The sequence below is a fragment of the Bacillus pinisoli genome (genome assembly GCF_023036475.1).
Classification (GTDB): Bacteria; Bacillota; Bacilli; order Bacillales; family SA4; genus Bacillus_BS; species Bacillus_BS pinisoli.
In genome coordinates, this window is record NZ_JAJQKI010000002.1 from 69,630 (window position 1) to 95,499 (window position 25,870).

27 protein-coding genes and 1 pseudogene are annotated in these 25,870 nt (G+C 36.1%); 7 read left to right on the forward strand and 21 right to left on the reverse strand.

Annotated elements, in window-relative coordinates:
- The first annotated feature begins 32 nt into the window (after positions 1 to 32).
- Positions 33 to 1,247 carry an iron-containing alcohol dehydrogenase gene (locus tag LT143_RS02700; RefSeq protein WP_246939396.1) on the forward strand — a complete coding sequence of 405 codons (1,215 nt, stop codon included), beginning with the start codon at positions 33 to 35 and terminating at the stop codon, positions 1,245 to 1,247.
- A 34-nt stretch (positions 1,248 to 1,281) separates the two neighbouring features.
- On the opposite strand, the gene LT143_RS02705 is transcribed toward LT143_RS02700, so the two are convergent.
- The 5 genes from LT143_RS02705 to LT143_RS02725 all read right to left on the reverse strand — a co-directional run bounded on the left by LT143_RS02705 (position 1,282) and on the right by LT143_RS02725 (position 6,845).
- Positions 1,282 to 2,373 (reverse strand): GerAB/ArcD/ProY family transporter, encoded by a 1,092-nt coding sequence (locus LT143_RS02705; protein WP_246939399.1) that lies wholly within the window; start codon positions 2,371 to 2,373, stop codon positions 1,282 to 1,284.
- A complete protein-coding gene (locus tag LT143_RS02710) occupies positions 2,370 to 2,591 on the reverse strand; it encodes a hypothetical protein (protein ID WP_246939401.1) in 222 nt (73 codons plus the stop codon). The genes LT143_RS02705 and LT143_RS02710 overlap by 4 nt, the downstream gene beginning before the upstream one ends.
- 6 nt (positions 2,592 to 2,597) lie before the next feature.
- Positions 2,598 to 3,743, reverse strand: a complete 1,146-nt coding sequence (locus LT143_RS02715) for a Ger(x)C family spore germination protein (RefSeq protein ID WP_246939403.1) — start codon at positions 3,741 to 3,743, stop codon at positions 2,598 to 2,600.
- A 26-nt stretch (positions 3,744 to 3,769) separates the two neighbouring features.
- Positions 3,770 to 5,314: a spore germination protein gene (locus LT143_RS02720; RefSeq protein WP_246939405.1), complete on the reverse strand. Its 1,545-nt coding sequence runs from the start codon at positions 5,312 to 5,314 to the stop codon at positions 3,770 to 3,772.
- A 247-nt stretch (positions 5,315 to 5,561) separates the two neighbouring features.
- Positions 5,562 to 6,845, reverse strand: coding sequence for a Zn-dependent hydrolase (locus LT143_RS02725; protein ID WP_246939407.1), 1,284 nt, complete (start codon positions 6,843 to 6,845; stop codon positions 5,562 to 5,564).
- Positions 6,846 to 6,997: 152 nt separating this feature from the next.
- Between LT143_RS02725 and LT143_RS02730 the strand changes: the two genes are divergently transcribed.
- A complete protein-coding gene (locus tag LT143_RS02730; RefSeq protein ID WP_246939409.1) occupies positions 6,998 to 7,699 on the forward strand; it encodes a hypothetical protein in 702 nt (233 codons plus the stop codon).
- A 210-nt stretch (positions 7,700 to 7,909) separates the two neighbouring features.
- Here LT143_RS02730 and LT143_RS02735 read toward each other — a convergent pair.
- Positions 7,910 to 7,987 (reverse strand): annotated as a pseudogene (locus tag LT143_RS02735) (YjcZ family sporulation protein); the annotation flags it as partial.
- Between the two features lie 167 nt (positions 7,988 to 8,154).
- On the opposite strand from LT143_RS02735, the gene LT143_RS02740 reads away from it, so the two are divergent.
- Complete coding sequence (locus tag LT143_RS02740; RefSeq protein ID WP_246939413.1) at positions 8,155 to 8,268, forward strand: YjcZ family sporulation protein; 114 nt, start codon at positions 8,155 to 8,157, stop codon at positions 8,266 to 8,268.
- A gap of 38 nt (positions 8,269 to 8,306) precedes the next feature.
- Here LT143_RS02740 and LT143_RS02745 read toward each other — a convergent pair whose 3' ends face one another.
- From LT143_RS02745 to LT143_RS02755, 3 genes are all read right to left on the reverse strand, one after another.
- Positions 8,307 to 9,521 carry a lamin tail domain-containing protein gene (locus LT143_RS02745; protein WP_246939416.1) on the reverse strand — a complete coding sequence of 405 codons (1,215 nt, stop codon included), beginning with the start codon at positions 9,519 to 9,521 and terminating at the stop codon, positions 8,307 to 8,309.
- 175 nt (positions 9,522 to 9,696) lie between these two features.
- Positions 9,697 to 10,920, reverse strand: coding sequence for an MFS transporter (locus tag LT143_RS02750; protein ID WP_246939419.1), 1,224 nt, complete (start codon positions 10,918 to 10,920; stop codon positions 9,697 to 9,699).
- Positions 10,921 to 11,150: 230 nt separating this feature from the next.
- The gene (locus LT143_RS02755; RefSeq protein ID WP_246939422.1) at positions 11,151 to 11,303 is read right to left on the reverse strand and encodes a hypothetical protein; all 153 of its coding nucleotides are present in this window, start codon (positions 11,301 to 11,303) and stop codon (positions 11,151 to 11,153) included.
- Positions 11,304 to 11,497: 194 nt separating this feature from the next.
- Here LT143_RS02755 and LT143_RS02760 point away from each other — a divergent pair, with 194 nt between their 5' ends.
- Complete coding sequence (locus LT143_RS02760; RefSeq protein WP_246939426.1) at positions 11,498 to 11,899, forward strand: hypothetical protein; 402 nt, start codon at positions 11,498 to 11,500, stop codon at positions 11,897 to 11,899.
- A gap of 154 nt (positions 11,900 to 12,053) precedes the next feature.
- Here the strand turns inward: LT143_RS02760 and LT143_RS02765 are convergent, their stop codons facing one another.
- The 4 genes from LT143_RS02765 to LT143_RS02780 form a co-directional block, all read right to left on the reverse strand.
- Positions 12,054 to 13,055 carry a serine hydrolase domain-containing protein gene (locus LT143_RS02765; RefSeq protein ID WP_246939428.1) on the reverse strand — a complete coding sequence of 334 codons (1,002 nt, stop codon included), beginning with the start codon at positions 13,053 to 13,055 and terminating at the stop codon, positions 12,054 to 12,056.
- Between the two features lie 263 nt (positions 13,056 to 13,318).
- Positions 13,319 to 15,679 (reverse strand): FdhF/YdeP family oxidoreductase, encoded by a 2,361-nt coding sequence (locus LT143_RS02770; RefSeq protein WP_246939432.1) that lies wholly within the window; start codon positions 15,677 to 15,679, stop codon positions 13,319 to 13,321.
- Between the two features lie 284 nt (positions 15,680 to 15,963).
- Complete coding sequence (locus tag LT143_RS02775; RefSeq protein WP_246939434.1) at positions 15,964 to 16,323, reverse strand: Na-translocating system protein MpsC family protein; 360 nt, start codon at positions 16,321 to 16,323, stop codon at positions 15,964 to 15,966.
- A gap of 70 nt (positions 16,324 to 16,393) precedes the next feature.
- Positions 16,394 to 17,662, reverse strand: a complete 1,269-nt coding sequence (locus LT143_RS02780; RefSeq protein WP_246939438.1) for an L-lactate MFS transporter — start codon at positions 17,660 to 17,662, stop codon at positions 16,394 to 16,396.
- A 462-nt stretch (positions 17,663 to 18,124) separates the two neighbouring features.
- On the opposite strand from LT143_RS02780, the gene fdhD reads away from it, so the two are divergent.
- Genes fdhD through LT143_RS02795 form a run of 3 tightly spaced genes read left to right on the forward strand, consistent with a single transcriptional unit; the run spans position 18,125 to position 20,181 of the window.
- Entirely contained in the window at positions 18,125 to 18,916 is a 792-nt protein-coding gene (gene fdhD, locus LT143_RS02785) for a formate dehydrogenase accessory sulfurtransferase FdhD (RefSeq protein WP_246939441.1), read from the forward strand.
- 19 nt (positions 18,917 to 18,935) lie between these two features.
- Entirely contained in the window at positions 18,936 to 19,952 is a 1,017-nt protein-coding gene (gene moaA, locus LT143_RS02790) for a GTP 3',8-cyclase MoaA (RefSeq protein ID WP_246939443.1), read from the forward strand.
- A 1-nt stretch (position 19,953) separates the two neighbouring features.
- Entirely contained in the window at positions 19,954 to 20,181 is a 228-nt protein-coding gene (locus tag LT143_RS02795; protein WP_246939446.1) for a group-specific protein, read from the forward strand.
- A gap of 176 nt (positions 20,182 to 20,357) precedes the next feature.
- Here LT143_RS02795 and LT143_RS02800 read toward each other — a convergent pair whose 3' ends face one another.
- From LT143_RS02800 to LT143_RS02835, 8 genes are all read right to left on the reverse strand, one after another.
- Positions 20,358 to 20,732, reverse strand: coding sequence for a hypothetical protein (locus tag LT143_RS02800; protein WP_246939448.1), 375 nt, complete (start codon positions 20,730 to 20,732; stop codon positions 20,358 to 20,360).
- A gap of 64 nt (positions 20,733 to 20,796) precedes the next feature.
- Entirely contained in the window at positions 20,797 to 20,988 is a 192-nt protein-coding gene (locus LT143_RS02805) for a hypothetical protein (RefSeq protein ID WP_246939451.1), read from the reverse strand.
- A gap of 462 nt (positions 20,989 to 21,450) precedes the next feature.
- Positions 21,451 to 21,891, reverse strand: coding sequence for a YhfM domain-containing protein (locus LT143_RS02810; protein WP_246939454.1), 441 nt, complete (start codon positions 21,889 to 21,891; stop codon positions 21,451 to 21,453).
- Positions 21,892 to 22,002: 111 nt separating this feature from the next.
- Positions 22,003 to 22,980, reverse strand: coding sequence for a quinone oxidoreductase family protein (locus LT143_RS02815; protein WP_246939457.1), 978 nt, complete (start codon positions 22,978 to 22,980; stop codon positions 22,003 to 22,005).
- A 389-nt stretch (positions 22,981 to 23,369) separates the two neighbouring features.
- Complete coding sequence (gene moaD / locus LT143_RS02820; protein WP_246939459.1) at positions 23,370 to 23,603, reverse strand: molybdopterin converting factor subunit 1; 234 nt, start codon at positions 23,601 to 23,603, stop codon at positions 23,370 to 23,372.
- Positions 23,600 to 24,070 carry a molybdenum cofactor biosynthesis protein MoaE gene (locus LT143_RS02825; RefSeq protein WP_246939461.1) on the reverse strand — a complete coding sequence of 157 codons (471 nt, stop codon included), beginning with the start codon at positions 24,068 to 24,070 and terminating at the stop codon, positions 23,600 to 23,602. The genes moaD and LT143_RS02825 overlap by 4 nt, the downstream gene beginning before the upstream one ends.
- Positions 24,063 to 24,596, reverse strand: a complete 534-nt coding sequence (gene mobB / locus LT143_RS02830) for a molybdopterin-guanine dinucleotide biosynthesis protein B (RefSeq protein WP_246939463.1) — start codon at positions 24,594 to 24,596, stop codon at positions 24,063 to 24,065. Before mobB ends, LT143_RS02825 begins: the two co-directional genes overlap by 8 nt.
- Positions 24,581 to 25,849: a molybdopterin molybdotransferase MoeA gene (locus LT143_RS02835; RefSeq protein WP_246939465.1), complete on the reverse strand. Its 1,269-nt coding sequence runs from the start codon at positions 25,847 to 25,849 to the stop codon at positions 24,581 to 24,583. The genes mobB and LT143_RS02835 overlap by 16 nt, the downstream gene beginning before the upstream one ends.
- Between the last annotated feature and the right edge of the window lie 21 nt (positions 25,850 to 25,870).

Genomic DNA, 25,870 nt, shown 5'->3' on the forward strand with positions numbered 1-25,870 from the left:
CAGCGTACAAATAATAATCATGAGGTGATTTCATGTTAACATCAACACTCTCTCAATTTAACCTGAGAACTGCCATAAATTCAGGTAGTAACACAAGAGCAATGGTTCCAGATTTGTTTAGAGGTTTAGGGGCAAAAAGAGTCGTTTTATTCAGTGATCGAGGTTTAGAAAAGGCCGAAATTGTTGAAAAGGTTGCTCAGATTTTCAATCTAACTTCACAAGGAGTTGGACCCGAACTTGTTGGGATGTACTTGGACATTCCTCAAGATGCAGAATCGTTAAAGGTTAACGATGCTGTAAAATATTTTAGAGAAGTTGGTGGAGATGCTTTACTTGCAGTGGGTGGAGGAAGTGTATTGGATACAGTTAAAGGTATTAAATATGCCCTTCACAAAAACCTAACGGATATAAGAGAAGCTATACCAGGAGGATTCTTATATGAATCGTTTCCACAGGCTACCCATATCCCAATACCACATATCTCGATTCCTACAACTGCTGGTACAGGATCAGAAGTTTCACCGATTGCTGTCATTTATAACGAAGAGTTAAAAATGAAAACAAATATCATTAATCCATTTATTGCATCTGATATTGCGATTTTGGATCCCGATTTAACAGTAACTTTACCACCAAGTATTACTGCTTTTACCGGGTTTGATGCATTGACGCACGCTATTGAAGCTTTGGCTTCTCCTACTGCAACTGCATTAACTGATGCATATGCTCTTCATGCTATTCGTGTCATTGAAAGGAACTTAACTACAGCTGTCGAGGATGGACAAAACATTACCGCCAGAATGGAAATGCTCCAAGCGAGCCTGATGGGAATAACGGCGTTCAGTTTTGCATTAAATGCTATTCCCGTTCATAATTTCGCTCATGCATATGGTGGATTATTTAGAATCCCCCATGGGTTAGCTAATGCTGTTTTCTTACCAGTTGTAATGGAAAACATCCCAATGCTCTACTTACCTAAAGTAAAAGAACTTGCTCAAGCGTTATCGGTCGGAAATCCAAGCGATGAAGCCGACACACTTTTGTCTAAAGTCGTAGAAAAAATAAAAACGCTTCAATATAAAGTCGGTCTTCCAAGTGATTTTTCTGCTTATCCAATTACAAGCGAGGACTTCGAAAAAACAGTTGCAGCTGTTTCTTCAGACCCTGCAGCACTTAACTTCCCTATGCCAGCCGAACTCATCCGTTCAATTGGTGAAAAGGTAGTACCTTTAGTAGTTAATAGATAAATAAGGAAAAGACCCGCCAACTATAGCGGGTCTTTTAAGTAGAGTGTTGATTTTTCAGTTCTTTTTGCTTCTTTGTCCTCATGAAGAAAAACAGGCCTACAATTAATACTTCTAATACAAGGCCGATTATAGTGAAGGAATAAAACGAGAACTTTAAATGTTCAGCATTACTTTCAAATAAAATAATAGATAGTATCCCAAGTAATAAGGAAACTGGTGCGAATAATAAATTGGTCTTAGTCACTTTTAACCTTACTAAGATTCGAAATATACAGTAAAGTGTTAAGGTGATTTTGCTTATGAAACACGGCATCCATACTGTAACAATTACCAAGTCAAGACGATCTAAGAAGTCTGTAATATTAATTTCTTGAATCATAATAAAATTCGGATAGGTCGCTTTTGAGACAATACCACTACCTAACACGGCAATATCTAAGGCAATAAGAAGTGTTATTAAAAAAAAACCAAGGCCAGTTCCATACATTGCGGCTTTTTTAACCTTAGCTTTGTCTTTGCCTGAAATACTAGTAAGTAAGAGGAACAGTACGACCACTTCTCCCATCCAAGGTAACATGAAAACGGAAGATTTCCCTAAATCAGAAAGTACTCCTGGACGAACAATTGGCGTTAAGTTTTTCAAGTCAATTTCATTCAATAACAACAATGGGGCAAAGATGACAATGACAATAAAAACTATGAATTGAATGACCGTAATACGTGCTATAACTTCTAAACCACCAATAGATATATATAAGCATGTTAATGTTAACAAAATCGCTATAACCTCAATCGGTGTCTTTGGTAATAAACTTGATGAGATAAAATCAACAAATGCTCGCAAATCTCTTATATACAGTAGAACTAAGAATATAAGGAGTACACTATAAAAACCTTTAGACCATATGTCATCTTTGCGGTCAAGAGTCTGAAGAAACAATGTCCCTTTCCCTAAACCGAACAATATCATTAAAATGATTACAGGGAATACCAATAGTGGAGTAAGCCAAGCATTTTGTCCAGCTATCTGTGTAAGTATTTGTGGTAGAGTAATTAATGATGCCGTCAAGAGTAAGTTAGCTAAAATCATGGCAATTTGAAGTGGAGAAATGGTTTCTTTCTTCATCCTGTTACCACCCATTTACTTATAGATCCTAAAATACTGTTAACATAGGTCATTATGACGCTTGGAGTGTATGGTAAAACGAGAAACAGTGTAGATGCGACTGTAAGTAATGAGAAAAAAACTAGTTTATTTCTCTCACTTTTATTCTTTTTTATCGCTTTACGTTGTAATAGAAGGATGACTGTTAATGAAATTAGCACTAGTAATATTCCAACCATTATGCATCATTCCTTTATATTTATTCCAGAGTTGATAATTCTCTTAATTTCAGCCTCTACGTTTACTTCTATATCAAGTTCTGGGAGAATTTGATCCCACCGATCTTTGAACTTCTCATTCCAGATATAATTCTCACTGCGAAACAAATGCCATCCTAATCCCACCATATCAATTCCTTCCGAAGTAGAATGGGTGATAATTTCCATGACTTCTTCTTTTATCTGATTTTCCATTTTAGAAGTGGCTTTTTCATATTGTTTTTCATCTTCCATATCTAGATTAGGTTCGTTTTGCATCATATCAGCCTTCACCTGAATATCAATCGTAAATTTAGGTACTTTATGACGAATGGCACTAGAAATATCTACTTTTAACTTATTAATAAACACATTCAGCTCTGACTCTTCATCCAGTGAAAATGTATAGTTTCGTCCTTGATATTTACCATTTAGCCAGAGAGTTCCTGCCATTTCTTTTTTACTAGTAAAGAACTTGAGTTGATCATGTTTCATAATACCGTAGCCATCAAGTAAATACTCATCCCTTTTATCTTTGGATTCACCATTTTGTGTCTTAACAACTTCTATGACAGGGATAACAGGGTCAATCCCGTCTCTATACAAATCAATGAGTACATTTTTAACCGTTATTGCATCTCTTGATTTTGCCATTTCTCTTACTGCTTCTGCTGGTAATTGTTCTAAATGAGGTTCTGCATTTAGTACCTTCATCGCTTCTCCTTTTGTTAATAGCACATAAGAAGATAATCGAGATTGGGGTTGTTCAAATACTACGTCCAATGACTTCTTAAATCCCCCTCTTGCAAGCTCTTCACCAAACACTAGGACACGACGATGTCCAAAATATAATTCTCTAGACATTCTTTTTTGTAAGTCATCATTACTTTCCCGAACATTTCGACCAACACCTGAATCGACGTAAAAGGGACCCCCACTAGTACCTCCTCCGCCTCCGCTCGTTCCCTCACCCATTGCTCCTGGCAAAGGGACCTGAACAGACACGCGATATAAATTTTCTTCCACTTTATCGAAACCTGTTGCAATGACAAAAGCAACGTCATTCACTTCGCCTCGGTCCCAGCAGCCGCTTAGAACGAATAAACATAATATACATATAGACAATTTCTTCATGTCGATTCACCCTATTCTTCGGCTTCTTAATTCGTTTCAGGAGAAGGCTTTAGATGATCTCCTTCTCTAGTTAAGTCCTCATTAGCCATTTCTTCAGGTCTGTTGTTCATCTCCCACCAAGGTACTCGAACAAACACATCTTTTAACTCGCTCCATTTCAACGGTCCCAGAGGACCAAAGAACGGGACTCCAAATGAGCGTAAGCTACAGAGATGTGTTAATAATATGATGGATCCTAGCACAATCCCAAATAGTCCGAATAGCCCAGCTAAAACCATCATCGGGAACCTTAATAAACGTATGGAAATAGCCATATTAAACCTAGGTATAGTAAAAGAGGCTATTCCAGTTAGTGAGACAATAATGACCATGGGAGCAGACACGATTCCGGCTTCTACTGCAGCTTGTCCAATAACAAGTGCTCCTAATATACTTACTGCTTGTCCTATTACTTTTGGTAAGCGAATTCCTGCCTCTCTCAATGCTTCAAACGCTGATTCCATGATCATAGCCTCTACAAACGCTGGGAAAGGAATGGCCTCTCTACTAGAAGCTATACTGAACAGCAAATTAGTCGGAATCATCTCCTGATGATAAGTAGTAACCGCGATATAAAACGCTGGTAAAAGTAAAGCTAGAAACAAAAGTGACACACGTAAAATTCTTAGAAAAATTGCAATATGGTACCTTTGGTAATAATCTTCACTTGCCTGAATAAACTGCCAAAAATTAGCTGGTAATATTAACGCGAAAGGAGTTCCATTTACAAGAATGGACACTCTTCCTTCAAGTAGATTTCCTACAACAGTATCAGGACGTTCTGTATTTTGTATCTGCGGAAAAAAGCTATAGGGACTATCCTCAATCAGCTCTTCAATATATCCACTCTCGAGCACGCCATCAATTTTAATACGATCTAACCTGTCCTGTACTTCTTTAACCAATTGGGGAGATGCGAGGTTTTCCAAATACAAAATCATCACGGTGGTTTTTGTTTCTGTACCTATTTCTTTTGAGATGGTTTTTAGATTAGTGGATCGCAGTTTCTGTCTAATGAGAGCTGTATTTATTCCGATATTCTCTGTAAAACCTTCGCGTGGTCCTCTAACTGTAGCTTCTGTTTCCGGTTCTGTTACAGACCTCCGCACTCCACCTTTGGCATCTAATACTAGTGCTTTCGTCAGTTGATTGACTAATAATACTGTTTTTCCATCAAGTATATGGTTTATTAAGCTTTCTAATTCATCTGATTCTACAACCTGGTTGACAGATACGATATGTTGTTCTAAATATTCTACGGTTAATTCTTCAGTTGAAGCTTCTGAGAGTAATTGGTGTAGTGCATGAAGCTCAATGCTCACTGTATCAATCAAACCATCAATGAAAATAATAAAAGCTCTTTGATTTCCTACCATTAATGGTCTGAATTTTACATCGACACACTTATCAAACTGTTGTTTGAGTATTTCAATATTTTTTTCAAGTTTATCTTGAACTGGTGTTGATTGTTTTTCCTCATTTTGATTACTTTCTTTCTGGCTTAGCTGCTTTGGCTTTCTAAGATTACGCATATACATTACTCCATATGTTTTAGTTAGGCTCTTTCCTAAACTCAAGTAATTAAAGCTCTATTGTATGTTTAGAAAAGAGCAACTCTCTAGATGACAAGTACACGAGATAATAGTAGTAAGATAAGATATAAATTTTTAGAATTTGCGTTTAAATCACCCTTACTATTCCACAAAACCTGGGCTTATATCCAGTAACATCCGATAAAGTAAAAAACTCTACCAATATGGCAGAGTCTTACTTTTTCCATTATCTCATTAAGCTTTCAATAAAATCCTTTAAGACATGAACCCCCATTACACAATCATTTAAGGAAGACCATTCCTTAGGATTATGACTAATACCATCCTTACTTCTTACAAAGATCATGGCTGTCGGTACTTGATTACCAATGATCATGGCATCGTGTCCCGCTCCACTTGGAACATATAACGGCTGAACATTATTCTTTATAAACGTTTTTTCTAACTTCTCATGTAACTCTTTACTTATAGGAACTGGTTTAATTCTGAGCATTTCATCGTTTGTTACGCTAATGTGGTGCTTTTCTGCAATTTCCTTTGCTAACTCTAGAACTAACTGAATTAATGAATCTCGAGTGTCTTCAAAGATATCCCTTATATCTACATATAACGTCACCTGACCTGGTATTACATTTACTCCATTAGGTTTTACTTGCATTTTACCTACTGTAGCCACTGCCGTTGGGCTCACCTTACTAGGTAGAGATTCTACTTTATAAATAAATTCGCTTGCTGCAACGAGCGCGTCCTTCCGATCATCCATCGGTGTGTTACCGGCATGGCCTGCCTCACCATAAAAGTTTAATTCCATCCATGATGGTCCAGCGATACCAGAAACAATTCCAACCGGCAGATTGGCTTTTTCTAAACGCTTTCCTTGCTCGATATGTACTTCTACGAATAATTCTACTTCACTTAAATCACGTTTAGCGAGTCTAAATTTCTCTTCATTACTTCCATACTCTAGAAGTACTTCTTCAAATGTTCTTCCGTTTCCATCTACTCTTTTTAGTTGTGATGAATAATCTAGTTGGCCAGTGATGGCTCCACTTCCTGTAAAACCTCCGTTGAACCTTGCCCCCTCTTCATCGGTGAAGATAGCAATTTCAAAACTCTTTGAAGGCGTTACATTTGTATCCTTCCATGCTTCTACAACCTCTAACGCTGTAAGAACACCTAAAGGTCCATCAAAATGCCCTCCATTTGGAACACTGTCAACGTGTGAACCAGACATAATGGTTGAATTTCCTTCTATATTTCCTTGTAACTTACCAAATACATTTCCTGCTCCATCTTCAGTTACTTCAAGGCCCGCTTGTAGCATCCATTCTTTAACAAGGTGTTTAGCTTCCTTTTCTTCTGAAGAAAGGCCTAATCGAAACGATCCGTTATCTTCTGTTAATCCTATTTTTGAAAGTTGGTAAAGTCGCTCAGCAAGTCTTTCTCCATTTACCCCTCCGTAGCTTAACTGCGAATTATAGTCATGAAGTAATTTATCTTTTAGATTCATAAGAAACATCCTCTCTATCCATATGTAATAAACAAAATTATACCATTTTTAAAATATTGTAAATAATTTAAATAATTTTTTTGAAATTTTTATTATGTCTTTACCTTCAAATGGGAATGATGATAGAGAATACACTATAAGGAGGGTTTTTCATGAGTTTAGAATGGTTCCATCGAATGGAGAATGCAGTAAGAATTAGTTTACCTGACCTTTGTGAGTCATTTGATGAGTTTGAGATTTTATTTGATACAAATACAACGACCTATAATCCGGAATTTATCTTCTCTATTCAAACTGTGGATGATATTGAGGATTTTTGTATTATTAGCTTTGATCCGACGAATCAGGAATTTCTATCGTTCTATTATCATGAAGACCTTGATATTCAATCTAAGGTACTGTTTAGAGATGCAGATGAGATCCTTGGATATGTCCATGCCACCTTTCATGAATACATAGGCGATATTGATGAAGATGATGTGCTAGAAGAAGATGTTGATGAACTGGATGAGTACCTTGATGATGAAATGTATGAAGATATTGCTGATGGTGAAGAATTTCAAAGCACTGAATATGTTGGAGATGACCTAGATGAATTAAAGGAAACTATTGAATGGGTTTCAAACGATAAGCATCTTCATATAGAAGACGAAGAACGTGATCAATATAGTATCCATCTCCGCCTAGGAAGAGATACAGAAACCGGTGATGGGGTTTTATACCGCCATACTATTATGAAGCATCATGAAGAAGATATTGAAGATGAGATGATTTTTTACTTTAAACAGGATGAAGCAAGTTACATTGCGGACCTGTTTAATGAGTTTATCGGAGACAATCATATTAGTCATTAAATAAAAAAATCCCTATCCGGGATTTTTTTATTTATTGGCTCTGTTAAACTTGGTTGTTGATTTTCGTTACGGGACGCTCGCTTTCCACGGGCAGGTTCGGGAGTCTCCCGTAGGGGGCTAATATCTACAATGTTCTTTAACAGAGCCTATTCATTAATAACCGTAACCACCATATCCATATCCACCGTAACCAGCACCTTTGTAGCCACCAGCACCTACTACGATTAGAAGGATAAATAGAACTACGATTAATGCAAATCCTGCTCCATATCCGCCTACTCCACTCATAATGTCACCTCCAATTTCAATGATACATCTTATCGTATGTCAGAACGTCAGGTGAGATTGGACTCCTGTCACGATTATTAAATAAGTATTGCTCCTGGGTATATGCCCTGTCATCTATCTGCCTACTGACATAGGGTATAGTACATGACAACTGGAGGTGAGCTTAAATGTACGGATGTGGATACGGTTATACTGCACCTGTAACAGGTTATGGTAACAGCTTTGTGTTAATCGTAGTATTATTTATTTTATTGATCATCGTTGGAGCTGCTTGGGCTTAATGATCAATACACTAAGTCCTACATTAATGTGTAGGACTTTATTTTTTACTCTCATAATCTGCGAGACCTCCGTTTGGCGAATAGAGGAAAGCTCGATCTCCAATATCATTCCAAATTTTAGTTTTATCCAGCCACCATAGTTTGTCCTTCTCGCTCTCCTTTGGCTTCGAAGTTGAGTAGACAGAAACAGATTCCCCTGCTTTCAAAACAAAATCAGGTGGAAACTGAAAAATTTGGTTTCCAGCCTCACTAATAATTTTCCATCCCATCATCAGAACGTCTTGATCTCTGTTATTTTTTATCGTGACTTTCTCCTTTTTAAGGTCCAGTTCAGTTATAGCTAAATTTCCTTTATATGTTTGCGGTTCTATTGCACTCAACTGCCCATTCTTATCTTGTATTTTAGAAAATACCTTATATGACCTTCCATTTGTTTTGACGATAACCGATTCATAGTCTGCTGTTGAAAACATCTTTATATCATTATCTTTCAACCTTTCTATCACTTCCTTATGTGGATGACCATAAGGGTTTTCCTTACCGAATGATAAAATGGCCACTTCTGGCTCGACACTCTGAAGAAATTCTTCCGTAGAGGAGGTAATAGACCCATGATGTCCGATTTTGATGATCTCAGAGTCAATATGGTACGAAGATACCATTTCTAATTCTGATTTTTCTTCTGCATCAGCAGCCAATAAATAATCAATTTTCCCCAGTGTCATTTTTAATACAATGGAAGCCTCATTATTTTCCTGATCAGCATTATTACTATTCATTATCTGGATTTTCACTTTCTTATCAAGGTCAATGCTTTGTCCTTCTTTGGCAATCTCTATGGGAATTTGGTGACTTCGTATGAGTTGTAGATACTCTCTGTAGGTATCAGTTGTATGAAGTTTACCACTATCCAATACTTTATTAACTTTAACATATTGTAATACATCAAGTAGCCCTCCGATATGGTCTGCATCCGGATGAGTTGAAACCACTAAATCAAGTTCCTTAATTAGATGCTTTCTTAAATAATCAACAATCTTTGGACCACTTTCTCTTGGTCCTCCATCAATGAGCATCTTTTTGCCATTTGGAAGTACCACCAAAATGCTATCACCTTGACCAACATTGATAAAATGTGCTTCTAAATGAGGAAAATGAAACCAGTTTGCCTCTACTTTATAACTGTTGGTAGAACCCACTGGTAAATTTAATAGGAATACAATGACAAGAAAAGAAGAAAGTATCTTTTTCATTGCTATATCCCCCTTCAGATGTTTGTGCAATTAGAATGCGTGGGAAGCGGGAATATTATGTAAACGTATAAAAAAGGATGCATTCTAATCATTTAGCTCTTTAGTAGGTCTTTACTAAGTTTTTATTGTTGCTAATTAAGCATGAAAAAGACAGGTCCCATATGGAACCTGTCTTTTAACTTGTTTCTACAATTGTGACATGCTTTTGTTTGTTCTTCCATATAAGTGTAACAAGGAGAGCCATCATATTAGCCGTAATAAACATTCCATGAAGAATCCAAACCATATTTTTCAAAGAAAAAGCTTCCATAAGAATTGGCGCTACGATAAAGCCAAGCGCAAATCCCAACGATTTTAAAAGCATACCTACTCCGAAAATTCTGCCACGAATCTGATTATTAGATTTTTGTAAAATTGTTGCATATAAAGTTGTATAGGATGCATCAAAGAGACCCGTAAAAAAAGCAATGATTAAAATCAAAGGAATTGCTTCACTTGATAAAAATAAGATGAAGCCTGTTGACATTAAGATAGCTGCAACATATGCCGTAGAGAATAGACGTTCGTCTTTTAACCACTTTAATTTCGGTAATGTGTAGGTGGCAAGTACAGATCCTACTCCCCATACTCCCCAGATTAAACCATAATAAAAACTTTGTCTTAAAGGATCAATCTGTTCTGCTAATAATGGGATTCCTAAGTTATGTGAACTACCAGCAAATGCTCCAATTAAAAATACTAAATTAAACATAAGTAATACTGGTAGCAATTTTAGGTATTCATAAACTTCCTTTATATCCTTGCCGATACTAATAAGCTTTTGTTTAATCCCAGGTGCCACTGCTTCAGACTTATTTGACATTGAGTCCCATTTAATTCTCATTAACACTATTGCTGATAGTATATAAGTAGTTGCGTCAATTAATAGTGTAATTTCATAGCCAAGTATATCTGTAATTATCCCTGCTCCTAGGAATCCTGCAACTAAACTTATTGAAGTTAGTCTCGAGATCAAAGAATTCGTTTCAAGTACCTTAGACTCCCCAAACATCTGTGGAATTTCTGCACTAAAACTTACATGAAAAAAGCTACTAATAAATCCTATTAAAAATGAACCTATAATAATCACCGTTGGAGTCGGGAAAGGTATCAGTAGTAGAATAATAAGTCCTCTTAGTATATCTGCCCAAATCATTACTTTTCTACGATCTAATCGATCGGCAACAACACCGGAAAATAAACTAGCAATTACCCCGCCTAAAGTCCTCGAGGCAAGAGTTGCAGCGAGCCAGGTCGCACTCCCAGTAGCTGAATAGATGACTACATTTAGTACAATCATGTCCATGAAGGTTCCAAAATCAGATAAAGCCTTCATATATAATATTAGTTGTCTCTTCATAAGCAGCTTCCTTCTGTTCATATTCTTTTCTTCATTGTAATCTAGAAGTATTTATTTCGCAATACGAAATATAATTGGTAGGATAGATAAAGATTACTACTTCAAATATTTAGAAACGATTATCACTTCAGATCTAAAGTGTTAAAAGATAGTGTTATTAGTAAAATAATCCTAAAAACCATAAAGTTTTAAAATAGACCCTTAAAAAAAGATAAGCATGTAGCTTATCTTTAATCCTCCATAAATTGTCTTGCATAGTATAAAGATTCCTCATCAAGGTCGTAGCGACTTTTGACATCCTCTAAGTCCTCTTTTCGATTTTCATTCATGATCTGGAATGATCCCGAAACATTCAAATGACTTTGTTCATTTTTTTTCTTCATTATATACTCCTTTATGTTGGCTCTTTTCTAATACTTTGAATACCGAGTAAAGATCCGGCTTTTAGGATTTTTACGAAAGCAACATTCTATATGAAAACAGCCATTATTTTAGATTCATTTTTTAGTATAAACATTTAATTTTTTTGTATGAGCATTCTACCTTTCGGGACAATATAAAAATGGAGGTGCTATACATGAAGAATCTAGTTATATTTATTTGTCTTATTTCTTTTCTAACAGGTTGTCAATTACTAATGAGTGGACCAACTCAATCCGATCATAATTTTCATTACCCTTCTTCCTCAGTGTCACATGGAGTTACACCTTCCAAGTATGAACCGAATGAAATTATTTCAACCGACAAACTACTAGAAGAACGAATAAGTGGTAAGATAAATCAGGCTTTCTCAGACCAAACCATCCAAGTATTAGTTGACCGAAACAGAATAATTGTGAGCGGAGTCCCGACAGACGATGAACAATCCGCTAAACGAATTAGAGCAGCTATAGGGAACATGAGCCATAAAAGAAAGTTGATTATTGTTGAAAAAGATGTATTCAATATGTATAAAAAAGCACATGAGAATATAAATTAAACCCACTCTAGTTATGAGTGGGTTTTAGGCTGCGCTGAAACTATCCAAATTGTAGCATTGCAAACCATGTTCTCGTGGTCTCTGTGAATAACAAGAGCAAATTTAGACGTTCAGTATCTATATTTGTTCTACAAACAATACAGACCTTGCCGTATTACAAAAAAAGATCAGCCGCTTTATTGCTGAATTCTTTTATAAACTTTAAGTACTCTCTTCCCCCATAATTTTTTTCTTTATTATACATCTTAGCAACGACCACCTTATAATGAGGGATAACTAAAATAGTTGGACCTGTAATTCCTAGAATCTGATAAGAGCCTTCAGGCACGCGTTCCCCTAATTCACTCATTGCTGCCGGGGACCCTTGTACATACCAAAAAAGTCCATTTAAAGGTAAACTTAGATCTTGATATGTTGGACTTTGAATACTAGTAGCAAGTTCAATAACCTCTTCTGGGACAACCTGTTTACCATTCATGTATCCTCTATTTAAGTGGAGTTCCCCCCATCTTATGAAATCCCTCGTCGAAACAAATAAATTAGACTCAGATCCTTCTTTTGATTTACCTACTCTAGAAATCTCTGGCAGTTCCGGTTCGACTATAACTTTTACTAAATTCTCTTGTTCTTCTGTATACCAACCTGTTTCTGTTAAATCTAGAGGAAATAACACTCTTTCTTTTATCAATTGTGTAAAGGGCTTACCATATAAATGCTGAATTAACTCACAAATCATAGTGGTATTAATTCTCCGGTACGCCCAACCTTCTCCTGGTTTAAACTCCCTAATCACACTTCCATCACGTTGTTCTTTTAGACCATGTGAATGAGTACATAAATGTCGAATCGTAGTTTTATCTAGTAGGTCTTTATCATAACCTTCTAAGTAATCTGAAATGCAATCATCTAGTTTCACTTTACCTTCATAAATGGCATAGGCAACAGATAATCCTAAGTAGCTTTTTCTGGCAGAAGCAACATTGAATTGAGATCCTGCAGAGATGACCGGTGCATGAGGAGCACGTGAATGTGTACCACTATAATGTTCTAATATAATCTCACCGTCTTGCTGAATCATTAATGAAGCAGCTGTACAATGGTTTAATTCTTTTATGTTTTCAACAAAAGAAATTAATTCATTACAAGTATTTCTCATTATTTCGACTCCTTTTTATAATCTATAATTCTAGTTTACCATGTAATATTTAGGTTAATTGTAAAATTTTGTAGATTATATATTAGGAATAATACTAGTAGTAATCGTTTTAGTTAGATTTATGGAGTTCAATCATCGTGTTTTACGTGGACTGTTTTATTGCGGGAAGTTTTTAATATATGCGTGAAAATTTAAATTTATGAGTACAGCATTACTAGCAAAAAAAAGATAGGGCGAATTCGCCCTATCTTTCACTCCATCTATTAAGCTGGAGCATCCACTTCTAAATCTTCAATACGCTTTTCAACATATTGAGAATCTTTGCGTGCAGTGTAACGCTCAGCTTTTTCAACAGTTGCTGTGATATTGTAATCTGGAATACCAGCAAACTTTTCGTAACGACCTCTTGGTAGTAGGAAGTTTCCTTCTGGGAAGTGAACCTCAATGTTTCCTTTTGCAATATCAACAAACTTCGCTTTACCTTGGAACACACCGAAGCCGTTATATACTACAATTGCTTCTCCTTCAACAATGCTTAATTCTTTACCGTCTTCCGCGCTCATTAATACATCATAACGCTCTGCATTGTTAAATGGATCAACTTCCTTGTAAACCATAGAGTTAAATTGCTTACCTCGACGAGAAGTCACGATAAATTGACCTTCTTTTTTGTTTAAGTCTGGTATTTCAACAGAGATTAAGTTACCTTTTCCGTCTGGAGTTGGACAAATTCCATCTTCACATAGCCATGCTCCACCCCATTGGAATACGTCACCTTTCTTCTTCAGGTGTTGAACTCCGTCATAGTTAGTATTTGCAATGGCAATTTCATTGCGAATATCTTGACCTGTTTTAAAATCAACTAAGTGAGCAGTTTCAGGCTTTACACGCTTAGCAAGGTCGATGTAAATCTTCCATTCAGCACGAGCTTCTTCAATAAGGTTTTTGTTTCCTTCAATCTCAGGCGAGAAGTAAACCATACGCTCGGTAGAAGTTGATGTACCGCCACCTTCTTGCTCATAACGAGTTTTTGCAGGTAGGACGATAACTGCTTCTTTTGCGTCTACTAGTGTAGAAGTGTTGAAAATGATATCTTGGTGAACACGAATATCAAGTTCAGATAATGCTTGTTCAACGAAATTTGGATCAGGCATTGTTTCTAAGAAATTACCACCTGATAAGTAATAAAGCTTAATTTTACGTTCATGATCTTCAGGAAGTAAAATATTTTCAAGTGTTACCCCAACAATGTCACCTTGCCATTTTGGAATCTCAAAGTTCCAAATCTTTTCCATACGCTCGATACCACTTGGATTAAAATCACTGCCAGGTAATACGAATGGATCTGCACCCATTTCACCAGAACCTTGGACAGAAGAGTGTCCACGGAATGGCATTAATCCACTGTTCTTTTTACCTAAATGTCCGCGTAATAATGCTAAGTTTGCAACTTGTGAAATATTATCAGTAGCAAATGAGTGCATAGTAAGTCCTAGAGCCCATACATATACAGCGTTTTTACTATTTGCTAATATTTCAGCTAATTCAACTGTTCTCTCATAAGAGATACCTGAAGATTTAACGATTTCATCCCAAGAAATTTTTTCAACAGTTGCTTTTAGTTCTTCGTAACCATTTACATGTTCTTGTACAAATTGATGGTTGATGGCAGAACCTTGTTGCTTCTCTTCCATTTCGAACCAATGTTTCATAATACCGTGCATGAAAGCAATGTCTCCACCAATATTTACTTGATAGAAGTCATCTGCAATCTTTGTTCCAAATAAAGCAGACTCCATATTGGAAGGAATCCAATATTTATCCATTGCTGGTTCTTTATATGGGTTGATAACAATAATCTTTGTACCTCTCTTCTTTGCTTCTAACATATATTTAGTAGAAACAGGTGAAGAGTTAGACGCAATACTACCCCAGAATAAAATTACATCTGTTCCAAACCAGTCTTGATAGTTTACAGTTGATGCACCTACTCCAATTGAACGCTTTAGTGCTGTTTTACTTGGAGAGTGACAAATACGTGATGCGTTATCAATGTTATTTGTTCCAAGGAAACGAGCTACTTTACCCGCTACATAATATGATTCGTTGGTAATTCCTCTAGCTGTTAGGAAGAAAGCATATTGTTTTGGATCTAGTTGCTTCATCTTATCTGCAATCATATCCATTGCATCATCCCAAGTAATACGAGAAAACTTTCTTTCTCCTTTGCGGCGAATTAATGGATAAGGAATACGTCCAAGCTTGCGAAGCTCAGTACTGCTGTATTTACGTAATTCATCAATATCAGCATGAACAATTTCTTCTTTTAAAGCAGGCATTGTATTTAAACGTAAAACGTTCATTCTTGTTGTACACATATGTGGACCTTTAAGTGTTTGGTCTGAAAGACCTGATACACCTAATGCACATCCATCGCAAACGCCTTCTGTAATAATTTTTGTTGCATAACCCAAATTATCTCTATTATCCCAAGCGACTTTCATTGTATCGCGGAAATGATGAGGCTTCACCTTGCCTAAACCAAATGGTACAGGACTTACCCAGTGCTTAGGTTGTAGGGCTTTCGTTGCCTTCATTGGACCCTGGTGTTTTGTTTTCCCCATTTTAAGTTCACTCCTACTCTATTTAATCCATTTTAATTATATATTTAGAAAAACTAGCCTAACGACAATTGCATTACTAATTATCAATAGGCTACTTTTACTAGCTAACATTCTTAAAGTAAGCCTATAGATACTATAAGACTTTTCTACTTTAAAGTTTTTTCGACATTTTTTTCATTACAACCAAAAGAAAAAACCACCGTGATCTAAGTGCAAAAAATAAACATGCATTAGATGATACGGTGGTTAGTCTTTAGCAGGGTCGCTACCAAGTGCCAAACCTGTTATTTAGAAAATTTCTGCTGTATATCCTCATCAAATACGAATATGGACATACCGAAATCTCTGTCTATATCAATATCAACAAATAATTCCACAAATTTACACTGCAAGAAATCTTCCATTTCAATCGGTGGATTCTTTCGATAGATATCCTTTACCATTTCTGTTCTAGCAGCTCGGAGCGCTTGTTTCCCTTCATTTGCACTTGCGATAAACTTTTCTACAGGAGAAAGGTTACCTTCCATTTCACAAATTGCCCAATTTTTCACAAATGTTGTTGTAATCTTACTTGGACCTTTTCCCATATGTTTTTTTCTGAATGTGCGAACTAGGTTGCTAAATTCAGCTTCATACTTATTCATGTGATCCTCCTACCTTGAGGTTAAATCATGATAGGTATTTTAACACATATAAGTTAAAGAAGAAAGTAAATTAGCTTACTAAAGATTTTTTTGTTACAGCTTCATTTTGTTGACGGATTTTCTTAATATCTGCCTTCATAACTAATGAAACAATAAATGCAACGATTAATAGCCCAGTGAAAATATAGAAAGCCGCGTTATAGCTGTTTGTAGTTTCTCTAATGTAAGAAACTGTAATAGGCCCAACTACACCTGCTAATGACCATGCAGTTAAAATATAACCGTGAATAGCACCTAATTGCTTAGTACCAAACAGGTCCCCGATAAATGCAGGTAATGCAGCAAATCCTCCACCGTAACAAGTTAGAACTAAAAGAATTAATAATTGGAACAAGAATGCGTTTGTCGTCATAGGAATTAAAATGAACGCCGCAATTTGAATACTGAAATATGTGATGAAAACTGCTGGACGACCGATGAAATCTGAAATAGAAGACCATCCAATACGACCTGCTCCGTTTAATAGTCCCATTAGACCTACCATCGTAGCAGCAGCAGCCGCTGACATACCTACCATATCTTGAGCCATAGGTGAAGCAACAGAGATAATCATAATTCCAGAAGATACGTTAATAAAGATCATTGTCCATAATAACCAGAAGCGCTTTGTCTTAACTGCTTCATTTGCTGTAAGTTGTGACAAGTCTGTTTTTGCTTTTGCACCAGCTGCATTTTGTTTTGCATCAAAGCCTTTAGGTGCCCATCCTTCTTCTGGACGCGCAATATAAGATGCACCTAGCATCATTAGAACTAGATATACAACACCTAGAATGTAGAATGTGCTTTGGATATTGATTGAAACGATTAGGTTTGCAGCAATTGGACTAGTAATTAGTGCCCCTGCACCAAATCCGAATACTGCCATACCAGTTGCTAGACCACGACGGTCAGGGAACCATTTTACAAGTGTTGATACTGGAGAAATATAACCAATACCAAGACCAATCCCCCCAACAACCCCATACATGAATAAGAATAGTGGTAAAGATTCGATTGATACCGCAAATCCAGAACCTAAGTGACCTAAACTAAATAAAATTGCAGAAACTGTAGCAGATTTTCTTGGACCATATTTTTCTACATATTTCCCACCAATTGCAGCAGCTAAACCAAGAAACACAATAGCAAGTGTGAAAGCTAGTGAAACTTGAGTACCACTCCATCCAAGTTGTTCGCTAATAGGATTTTTGTAAACACTATAAGCATAAGCTGAACCAATTGATAAATGAATAAAAATTGCAGATAAAGCTATAAGCCAACGATTTTTTGTCTTTTTCACCCTAATTTCCCCCTTATAATATCTACCAAAGAACAAATAAAAACCGCCAAACACAGTTATGATGCAATGGTTTTACATCAATTAGCCGGAATGACGGTTAGTTTCAAGCAGGTTACGCTACTATCGGACCAACAGTTTTATCGCTTACAATTCTTAACATTTTGAGACGAGGACAGGGTCGCTATCTCTGAATCAACATGTTACGAATTTATGAACTTTGTAAGCAAATATTATCACCAAATTTCGACAACCGCAACAGTTTTTTATCATAATTCTTCTGTAAAAAACTAACATAATTCTTTTGGCTTGTTTCTTTTAAATTTCTATGTTTATATTTTTAGTAATCTAGACTGTATCTTTTCAATAAATATATTTGCAGCATCTAGGGAAAAAAGTCTTCTATTGTATTGACCAATATAAAGGTTTAGTAAAGACCTTAATTTATGATAATAGGTGATTAACATGACTCAAAACATGAGTATCAGACAAAAAATTATTAAATACGCCGATGGTGTGCTTCAAGACCATGAAGATGACATTGTATTAGAATTTCCTCTTACCGTTTTCGTTAATGATATGGAATTTGCTACAATGGTTTGCACGCCAACGCATTTTGATGAAATGGTTATTGGCTTTCTTGCATCAGAAGGTGTAATTCGTTTTAGAGATGATATTAAATCATTGAATATTGATGAAGACAAGGGCTATGCCTATGTCGAGTTACACGCTGATATTACCACGAGTCAAGAATACTATTCAAAGCGTTTTATTGGATCTTGCTGCGGGAAGAGCCGTCAGTTTTACTTCCACAATGATGCTAAAACGGCGAAGACATCAACGTCTACCACTACCCTAACTCCTGAGCAATGTATTAAACTCATGAATGAAATGCAACATAGTAGTATCGTATTCCAACAAACCGGTGGTGTACATAATGCTGCACTATGTACGCCTAATGAAATGATGATTAGTCGAACTGATATCGGTCGTCATAATGCCCTAGATAAATTATATGGATATAGTTTATTAAATAGAGTGCCTGTTCGTGATAAAGTAATCGTATTTAGTGGTAGAATCTCATCTGAAGTCCTATTGAAAGCGGCTAAGATTGGTGTAGGTATTGTATTATCTAAATCTGCCCCTACAGACTTAGCCATTAAATTAGCGAATGACTTAAATATAACAGCTGTTGGATTTATACGTGGAACATCTTTTAACGTATACTCTCATGCTCATCGTATTGTAAAAGAGTAGAAAGGAGGATTGATTCAAGTTGACTAAACCACAAGTACTTGATCAACTTAATCGCCCTTTACGTGATTTACGAATTTCAGTTACAGATAAATGCAATTTCCGATGTAGCTATTGCATGCCAGCTGAAATATTCGGACCTGATTTTCAATTTTTAAAAAAGGACCAACTTCTATCTTTCGAAGAATTAGAAAGACTAACGAAGATTTTTGTTGACTCACTTGGTGTTCAGAAGATTAGAATTACTGGTGGAGAGCCTTTAATGCGAAAAGATTTAGACCACTTAATTACAAAAATAAACGCAATAAAAGGTGTAGAGGATATTGCAATGACAACTAATGGCTCTCTCCTACCTAAGTATGCAAAACCTTTAAAAGAAGCTGGTTTAAAACGTGTATCTATTAGTTTAGACTCGTTAAAGGATGAGGTTTTTGGCAAAATTAACGGACGCGGTGTAACTGTTCAAACCGTCCTAGATGGAATAGATGCAGCTGCTGATGCAGGACTTCAAGTGAAAATTAATATGGTTGTCAAAAAAGGGATGAACGAAGACGAAATTATCCCTATGGCTAAGTTCTTCAGAGAAAAAGGACATATTCTACGTTTCATTGAGTTTATGGATGTAGGAAACACAAATCAATGGAAACTTGATGATGTATATTCAAAGAAACAAATTATTGAAGATATTAATTCCGTTATGCCCCTAGAAGCCATTGCCCCTAATTATACAGGAGAAGTGGCAACCCGCTTTAGATACGTTGGATCACATGATGAAATTGGTGTCATTTCTTCTGTATCAGACGCCTTCTGTTCTTCCTGTAATCGTGCTAGGTTATCTGCAGAAGGAAAGTTATATACTTGTTTATTTGCAACAAATGGCCATGATATTAGATCTCCATTACGTTCAAACTTATCAGATGAAGAGTTAACAGAGCTTCTGCAAAATCTGTGGAACGGAAGAAAAGATCGCTATTCTGAAGAAAGAGGTAGCGTGACAAGAGATAGAAGTAAAGTCGAAATGTCACATATCGGAGGTTAGTATGAGTAATTGTAAGCTTGACCATTCACTAGAGGATGTAAAAAGTAAACTATATAGCCAGAAGGAATTTCTGCCAGAGGAATTGTTTTACAAAACAGAAAATTTCTTGGAGAAATCACCGAATCAAACAGAATTGAATGAGATTTTTCATTTATTAAAAAAGTATGATTTAGTAAGTGATAGTGAAAAATCAGAACGAAATCACGTTTTAAACACTATACTGAAATAATAATATCTCAGTATTTGAAGGTATAAAAGTGTAACCATAACTAACGCTTGGACTTATTGTCCAAGCCTTCTTTTTTCTTACAGAACCAAATACTTTTAATTATTCAAGTTCCATTTGGTCAAGAATGGATAAGATGTGTTTTTTCACCTTTTCTTTTTCTGCTTCTGACATACTATCTAATCTATATTCTCCATACGAATCAATTGGTATAAGAATGGTTGAAGGCTCTTGAATTTCTTTCTTACATCATCTCCTTCTTTTGCATGAATTACATAAGATTTATTGTATTGGGAATGAAGGATGGTTGTTTTCAGGTAATTTCCTTCTAAGTCATAGTAATCTTCTATTGTTTTAAGATCTGTTTCCAGATGATGATTACTTTTTTCAATCGTTGTAATTGCGTTTACTTTCTTATATCCAGTTTGCTCTCCAAACCCTTCCTCCTTTTCCTCGAATGTAATTGCCATAAACACTTCAACATCTTGCTTTGTATCAACATTCGCACACGCACTCAACATGACAACAAGTAGCAATGTTAAATAATTCATCATAAAAGGCTGGCTTTTACTCCTTCACTCCCTTTCTTTTTCATAAACCCAAATTTAAAGATAGATACTAAACGGTATAACGAATTCCCCAACTTTTAGGAAATTCAAGTTTATTAGCATACGCATAACGAATTAACTGTCCGTGATGCTGAACCTCATGCTCTAGTAAATCAATTAATAGATTAGTGTTAATTTCACACATGATTATATCTTGTAAGAATGTCTCTATGTTTGTACGAGTCTCTATTAATTTGCTCACTAGTAAAGTTTTATTATCAGTTTCAGGTAAACTACAATTAAACCCATCCCACTTGCCAACTTTTAATGCTTTTAAATAACTTTCTCTAGCTCCGACAATACAATAAGCTTGTTGTCCAATAGTATTGGAAGGGACTTCCGTAATTCTTAATCTTAAACAATTTTCATCTAGATCATCATAGAAGTCTTATGTTAAACATAATGCATGTATAACCCTTTGTATTAATATTTCCATTAACGATTTCCTCCAGTTTTTTTGCACTCCAACTTTCTAGTACATGAAGAACTAATCCTATTAATTCCCCCCTATTTCTCTTTTACTATCATTATTTCTGTGATCTAATAGGTATTTGTTTTTCTTTTTCTGGACTCTCTAGATAACCAACTATAACTTCATATGCTTCCAATTAATACATCTTCGGGTTATTGTAAAGTTACAGTTATTAGCATTTCTATATCAGTTTTAGTCATTTACTTCAAAATCTATCTCACCCGATATAAAACTCACATTTCCCTTTTCTTCAAAGAATGCTTCAAGCTCCCTAACTGAATTGTTATCTATTTTGAAGGTTCCATTTGGATCTGGTAGAAGTCGTTGAATATATCCTTCACCCTTCTCGGTAATCCAAAGATGATATTTTTTGGATTTATCATCTTTTATACCTAACGAAAAAGACAGTAATGGCTTGGTTTTTATAATTTTTTGTTCATTTAATTTCTTTGCGTTGTTTACTGTATTAACAAATATTTTAACTACATCCTGCTGATTAATTAACTCATCCTCTGATTTTTTTTCCTCTGTTTCCCAATAAATAAGATCTACTCGTTCTACATTCTCAACAACATCTGAGGAACAAGCAGTTATGAACAAAACTAAAAAAGATAATAAATAAAACCTACGCATCCCTCTTATTCACCTCTATTTTCATCTTTATAAATTTTATCATCTTCCACTTCCTTCCCTTTGTATTGTAAAATACTTTTTTAGTAACCTTTTCCAAGACCATGTATTCTATTAAGTAACCTTCAATAGAACTTTCCCAATACTTTGTCGGCTTTCAATCCAGCTTTGAGCTTGCGCTGCTTCTTCCAATGGAAAATGCTTACCTATCTTAATATTAATCCTACCGTCTGCTAACAAAGGGATTACTTTTTCTGCAATAGCCCCGATCAATTGTGGTCTTTTCTTTCTAGTTGTTCCTAGGCTAAATCCAAGAACAGACCGACAGCTTGCATGAACATCAGAAGTAGTAAATTGGCCAACTCCCCCGCTTGAATTACCAAAATTAATAAGTCTTCCGTACGGAGTTAAACATTCTAAACTTTTACCTGTTACACTTCCTGCCACGGAATCAAGTATGATGTCTGCGCCATTACCACTTGTAATCTCATTGATTTCTTTTGCGAAGTCGCCTTCTTCATAAGATAAGACATAATCCGCACCAGCTTCTAAAGCAATATTAGCCTTAGCAAGGTTCCCAACCGTTCCGATCACTGTACCGGCGCCTAATAGTTTAGCGAACTGAACCGCTGTAGAACCGACACCCCCAGCAGCTGAATGTACAACTACTGTTTCACCTTTTTTCATTCTTGCCAAATCAGCTAAAAGGGTGTAGGAGAGAAAGGAGACAATTGGCGAAGCAGCAGCTACTTCTAAACTAATTGACTCAGGTATCTCATATGTAAGTAATTCACTAGCTACTACATATTCAGCATACGTACCACCGTGTGGAAAGGAAATGACACGTTGCCCTACTTTTAATCCTTTTACATTAGAACCAACTTGTTGAATGGTACCAGTTGCATCTAACCCTGGTATAAACGGTGGAGTATTTGCTCCTTTCTGTCCAAAACGGGCCTTAATGTCTGCATAATTAACACTTGTTGCATCAACCTTAATAAGTACTTCATTCGACTTAACTTCCGGTAATTCTACTTCTGTATATTTTAATACCTCTGCACCACCGAATTCAGTTACAAGTACTGCTTTCATTGAAATCCCATCCCCTCTAGAATAATCGAACAACTTGATATTCTAATTTATTCTCTATATCCCATTGATATCCTTTCGCATGGTCAGTGATATTTTTGTTTTATCAGTAAAAGAAGGAAATTACTTTATTTCAAGTACACTCCCCAATCTCACCACAAAAAAAGAGTGCATATGCACTCCTTTTTTTGTAAAGGCTCTTTTCTAGAACTTTATTGATTTTTTAAAATAATTTTTTAAAATAAACTTCTCTTCTAATACTATTAAACTGAAGTAATAATTGTTAGAAAGAAGCAGCTGTCTTTATTTTTAAAAAACCACTGTACTACCAAGTAAAATCCGACTTTGGATTTTAGAAAAGCAACTATTTATACGAAAAAAGCCTATATAAATCAGCCTCCACTAACTGGAGGAATTAATGCTACGGTATCACCAGACTTAACTAGATCTTCCGAAGTTGAATACTCTTCGTTCACTGCAACCATGACCTGCTCAAGGTTCGTTAACGAGTGCTTTTCTTGCAGTATTTGTAGTAGTTCCTTAACTGTCAATTCTTTGGCATCTACAACTACCTTTTCAGCGCCAGCCTGATCTTTCAAATTAGCAAATAATAAAATTTGTATCACGTTAGGTCTTCCTCCTCTGGATGCCCTTTTGGATATTCTTTCGTTTCAAGCTGGTTTCCTATCCACTTTTCCCCATCTTCCCAATGCTCTTTTTTCCATATAGGCACAATTTCTTTAATCCGTTCAATCGCATATTCATTCGCTTGATAAGCATCTTTACGATGAGGGGTTGATACAGCAATGACAACAGCGATATCTGTAATATCTAAACGACCTATCCGGTGGGTGATGGCTACTTTGGCATCTGGCCATTGCTTCTGGATTTCCGCTCCAATCTGCTCTAATTTTTTTTCAGCCATGGGAATGTAAGATTCATATTCTAAATAAAGAGTCTTCTTCCCGTAAGTTAGTTCACGAACTGTTCCAATAAATGTTGTGATTGCCCCTGCATTGCGGTCAAGCACTTTATCGATAATACTCTGTACTGGAATTGGTTCTGCAATAATTTCAAATAGTTTATCATTCATCAAGGTCTCCCCTTACTTCTCTCATAATATAAGTCATATATTTATCTTCCTCTGACCTTACAAAAAATTGATAGTTGGTACGATATTCCGCAGCTAACGGTATTTCTGAAATGACACAAAGAATATTCGATAACTTTTGTAGAAGCAAACAATCTTCCTGATTGCGAATTAACACGACCTTAGGATAATGTTCGGCTTTATAGCCTTCAATCAAAATCATGTCAAGTGAAAAGGAATGATACAAGGAAATGATATTTTCTAAGCTCCAATTTATTTGCCCAGCTGTTAATTGGAGAATCCCCTCACCTTCAACTCCTACGACTGCCGCACCCGCTTGCCTGTGGAAAGCAGTATCCTTACCTTCGTCACCAAAATCAGGTGTTCCACCATGTCCATGATGTTTAATGGTCCCTACTCTATATCCTTTCATAGTAAAACTACTTACTAGTTTTTTCATTAAGGTTGTTTTTCCACTATCTTGATATCCGACAACTTGCAAAATAGGGAGCTTTAAGCCCATGGCCATGAACTTCCATCCTCTGTATCTAATAATAGAGCGTCTACAATCATCCCCTTCTCATAACCCCTAGTACCTCCTGGAAGGATCATAAACGCATTAGCAGCAGCTAAAGATGAAACCGCGTTGGATTTATCAAACCCACTTGGTGCCACCTTCAAAGTACCAGCCTCGTAAGATATTCGGCTCCGAACAAATCTTGTAAATGGATTTGGTTTAGGGTAATTCTCATCTAATATCGCTTGTACTTTTATTAAATGTGGTTTCGAATTAAATAAAAACGTTTGAACGATAGGTCTTGTAAACAACTCAAAACCTACGTAGCACGCTGAAGGATTACCGGATAATCCAAATAGCAGCTTACCATTCATCTCTGCAACAGTAGTAACACTTCCAGGTCTCATTGCAACTTTATTAAATAACACGGAAGCCCCAAGCTTCTTATAAATATCAGGTAAATAATCATAATCCCCTACAGAAACGCCACCAGTGGTGATAAGGAAATCCACTTGGTCAAGACTATTTTCAATCATCTTATAACAATGCTCAAAATCATCTGGAAGAGTACCAAAATAAAGTGGAATAGCTCCACTTCTTTCTATTTGTGCGCAGATCATATAAGCGTTACTATTTCGTATTTTTCCTGGTTGTAGTTCCTCATCGACTTCTAGTAACTCAGTTCCTGTTGCAAAAACGCCAATTTTAGGCTTCTTAGCGACCTTCACGGTTCCGTATCCAAAGGTTGCCAATAACGCCTGTACACCAGGATTAATTTTTGTTCCTTTTTGAACTAATACTGTCCCTTTTTTTGTATCTTCACCTTGAAATGAAATATTATCACCTGAGTTAAAAGAACGTTTAATACTCATATATTTTTTTCCTTCACGCTCAATTTCTCTTGCTAACTCCAGCATAACGACAGCATCACAGCCAACAGGCATTTGTGCACCAGTCATAATCCTGACAGCTTGAAAAGGCTGTAACTCCTTTGTAGCAACATAGCCAGCCCCGATTTCCTCGACTACCTCAAATTCAACTTCTTGTTGCAGAGAAGCCTGCTGACTATCTATCGCTCGAATGGCAAAGCCATCATAAGGAGACCGATCAAAAGGAGGGACATGATTAGTTGCGATTAAATCCTCACCTAAATACCTTCCGTATGCATCTATAATAGAGACTTCTTCAATTTCCCCTGACTTTGCAAAGTTCATTACTTTCTGAACCGCTTCACTTACTTGTATTGGTTTTCTTCTTTCAACCAAAATCGTCACTCCTAATTATAA

Coding starts and splice junctions, on each gene's coding strand:
- LT143_RS02700 (WP_246939396.1), top strand. CDS start 33: ATGTTAACATCAACACTCTCTCAATTTAACCTGAGAACTGCCATAAAT.
- LT143_RS02705 (WP_246939399.1), bottom strand. CDS start 2,373: ATGAAGAAAGAAACCATTTCTCCACTTCAAATTGCCATGATTTTAGCT.
- LT143_RS02710 (WP_246939401.1), bottom strand. CDS start 2,591: ATGGTTGGAATATTACTAGTGCTAATTTCATTAACAGTCATCCTTCTA.
- LT143_RS02715 (WP_246939403.1), bottom strand. CDS start 3,743: ATGAAGAAATTGTCTATATGTATATTATGTTTATTCGTTCTAAGCGGC.
- LT143_RS02720 (WP_246939405.1), bottom strand. CDS start 5,314: ATGCGTAATCTTAGAAAGCCAAAGCAGCTAAGCCAGAAAGAAAGTAAT.
- LT143_RS02725 (WP_246939407.1), bottom strand. CDS start 6,845: ATGAATCTAAAAGATAAATTACTTCATGACTATAATTCGCAGTTAAGC.
- LT143_RS02730 (WP_246939409.1), top strand. CDS start 6,998: ATGAGTTTAGAATGGTTCCATCGAATGGAGAATGCAGTAAGAATTAGT.
- LT143_RS02740 (WP_246939413.1), top strand. CDS start 8,155: ATGTACGGATGTGGATACGGTTATACTGCACCTGTAACAGGTTATGGT.
- LT143_RS02745 (WP_246939416.1), bottom strand. CDS start 9,521: ATGAAAAAGATACTTTCTTCTTTTCTTGTCATTGTATTCCTATTAAAT.
- LT143_RS02750 (WP_246939419.1), bottom strand. CDS start 10,920: ATGAAGAGACAACTAATATTATATATGAAGGCTTTATCTGATTTTGGA.
- LT143_RS02755 (WP_246939422.1), bottom strand. CDS start 11,303: ATGAAGAAAAAAAATGAACAAAGTCATTTGAATGTTTCGGGATCATTC.
- LT143_RS02760 (WP_246939426.1), top strand. CDS start 11,498: ATGAAGAATCTAGTTATATTTATTTGTCTTATTTCTTTTCTAACAGGT.
- LT143_RS02765 (WP_246939428.1), bottom strand. CDS start 13,055: ATGAGAAATACTTGTAATGAATTAATTTCTTTTGTTGAAAACATAAAA.
- LT143_RS02770 (WP_246939432.1), bottom strand. CDS start 15,679: ATGGGGAAAACAAAACACCAGGGTCCAATGAAGGCAACGAAAGCCCTA.
- LT143_RS02775 (WP_246939434.1), bottom strand. CDS start 16,323: ATGAATAAGTATGAAGCTGAATTTAGCAACCTAGTTCGCACATTCAGA.
- fdhD (WP_246939441.1), top strand. CDS start 18,125: ATGACTCAAAACATGAGTATCAGACAAAAAATTATTAAATACGCCGAT.
- LT143_RS02795 (WP_246939446.1), top strand. CDS start 19,954: ATGAGTAATTGTAAGCTTGACCATTCACTAGAGGATGTAAAAAGTAAA.
- LT143_RS02800 (WP_246939448.1), bottom strand. CDS start 20,732: ATGATGAATTATTTAACATTGCTACTTGTTGTCATGTTGAGTGCGTGT.
- LT143_RS02810 (WP_246939454.1), bottom strand. CDS start 21,891: ATGCGTAGGTTTTATTTATTATCTTTTTTAGTTTTGTTCATAACTGCT.
- LT143_RS02815 (WP_246939457.1), bottom strand. CDS start 22,980: ATGAAAGCAGTACTTGTAACTGAATTCGGTGGTGCAGAGGTATTAAAA.
- LT143_RS02825 (WP_246939461.1), bottom strand. CDS start 24,070: ATGAATGATAAACTATTTGAAATTATTGCAGAACCAATTCCAGTACAG.
- mobB (WP_246939463.1), bottom strand. CDS start 24,596: ATGGCCATGGGCTTAAAGCTCCCTATTTTGCAAGTTGTCGGATATCAA.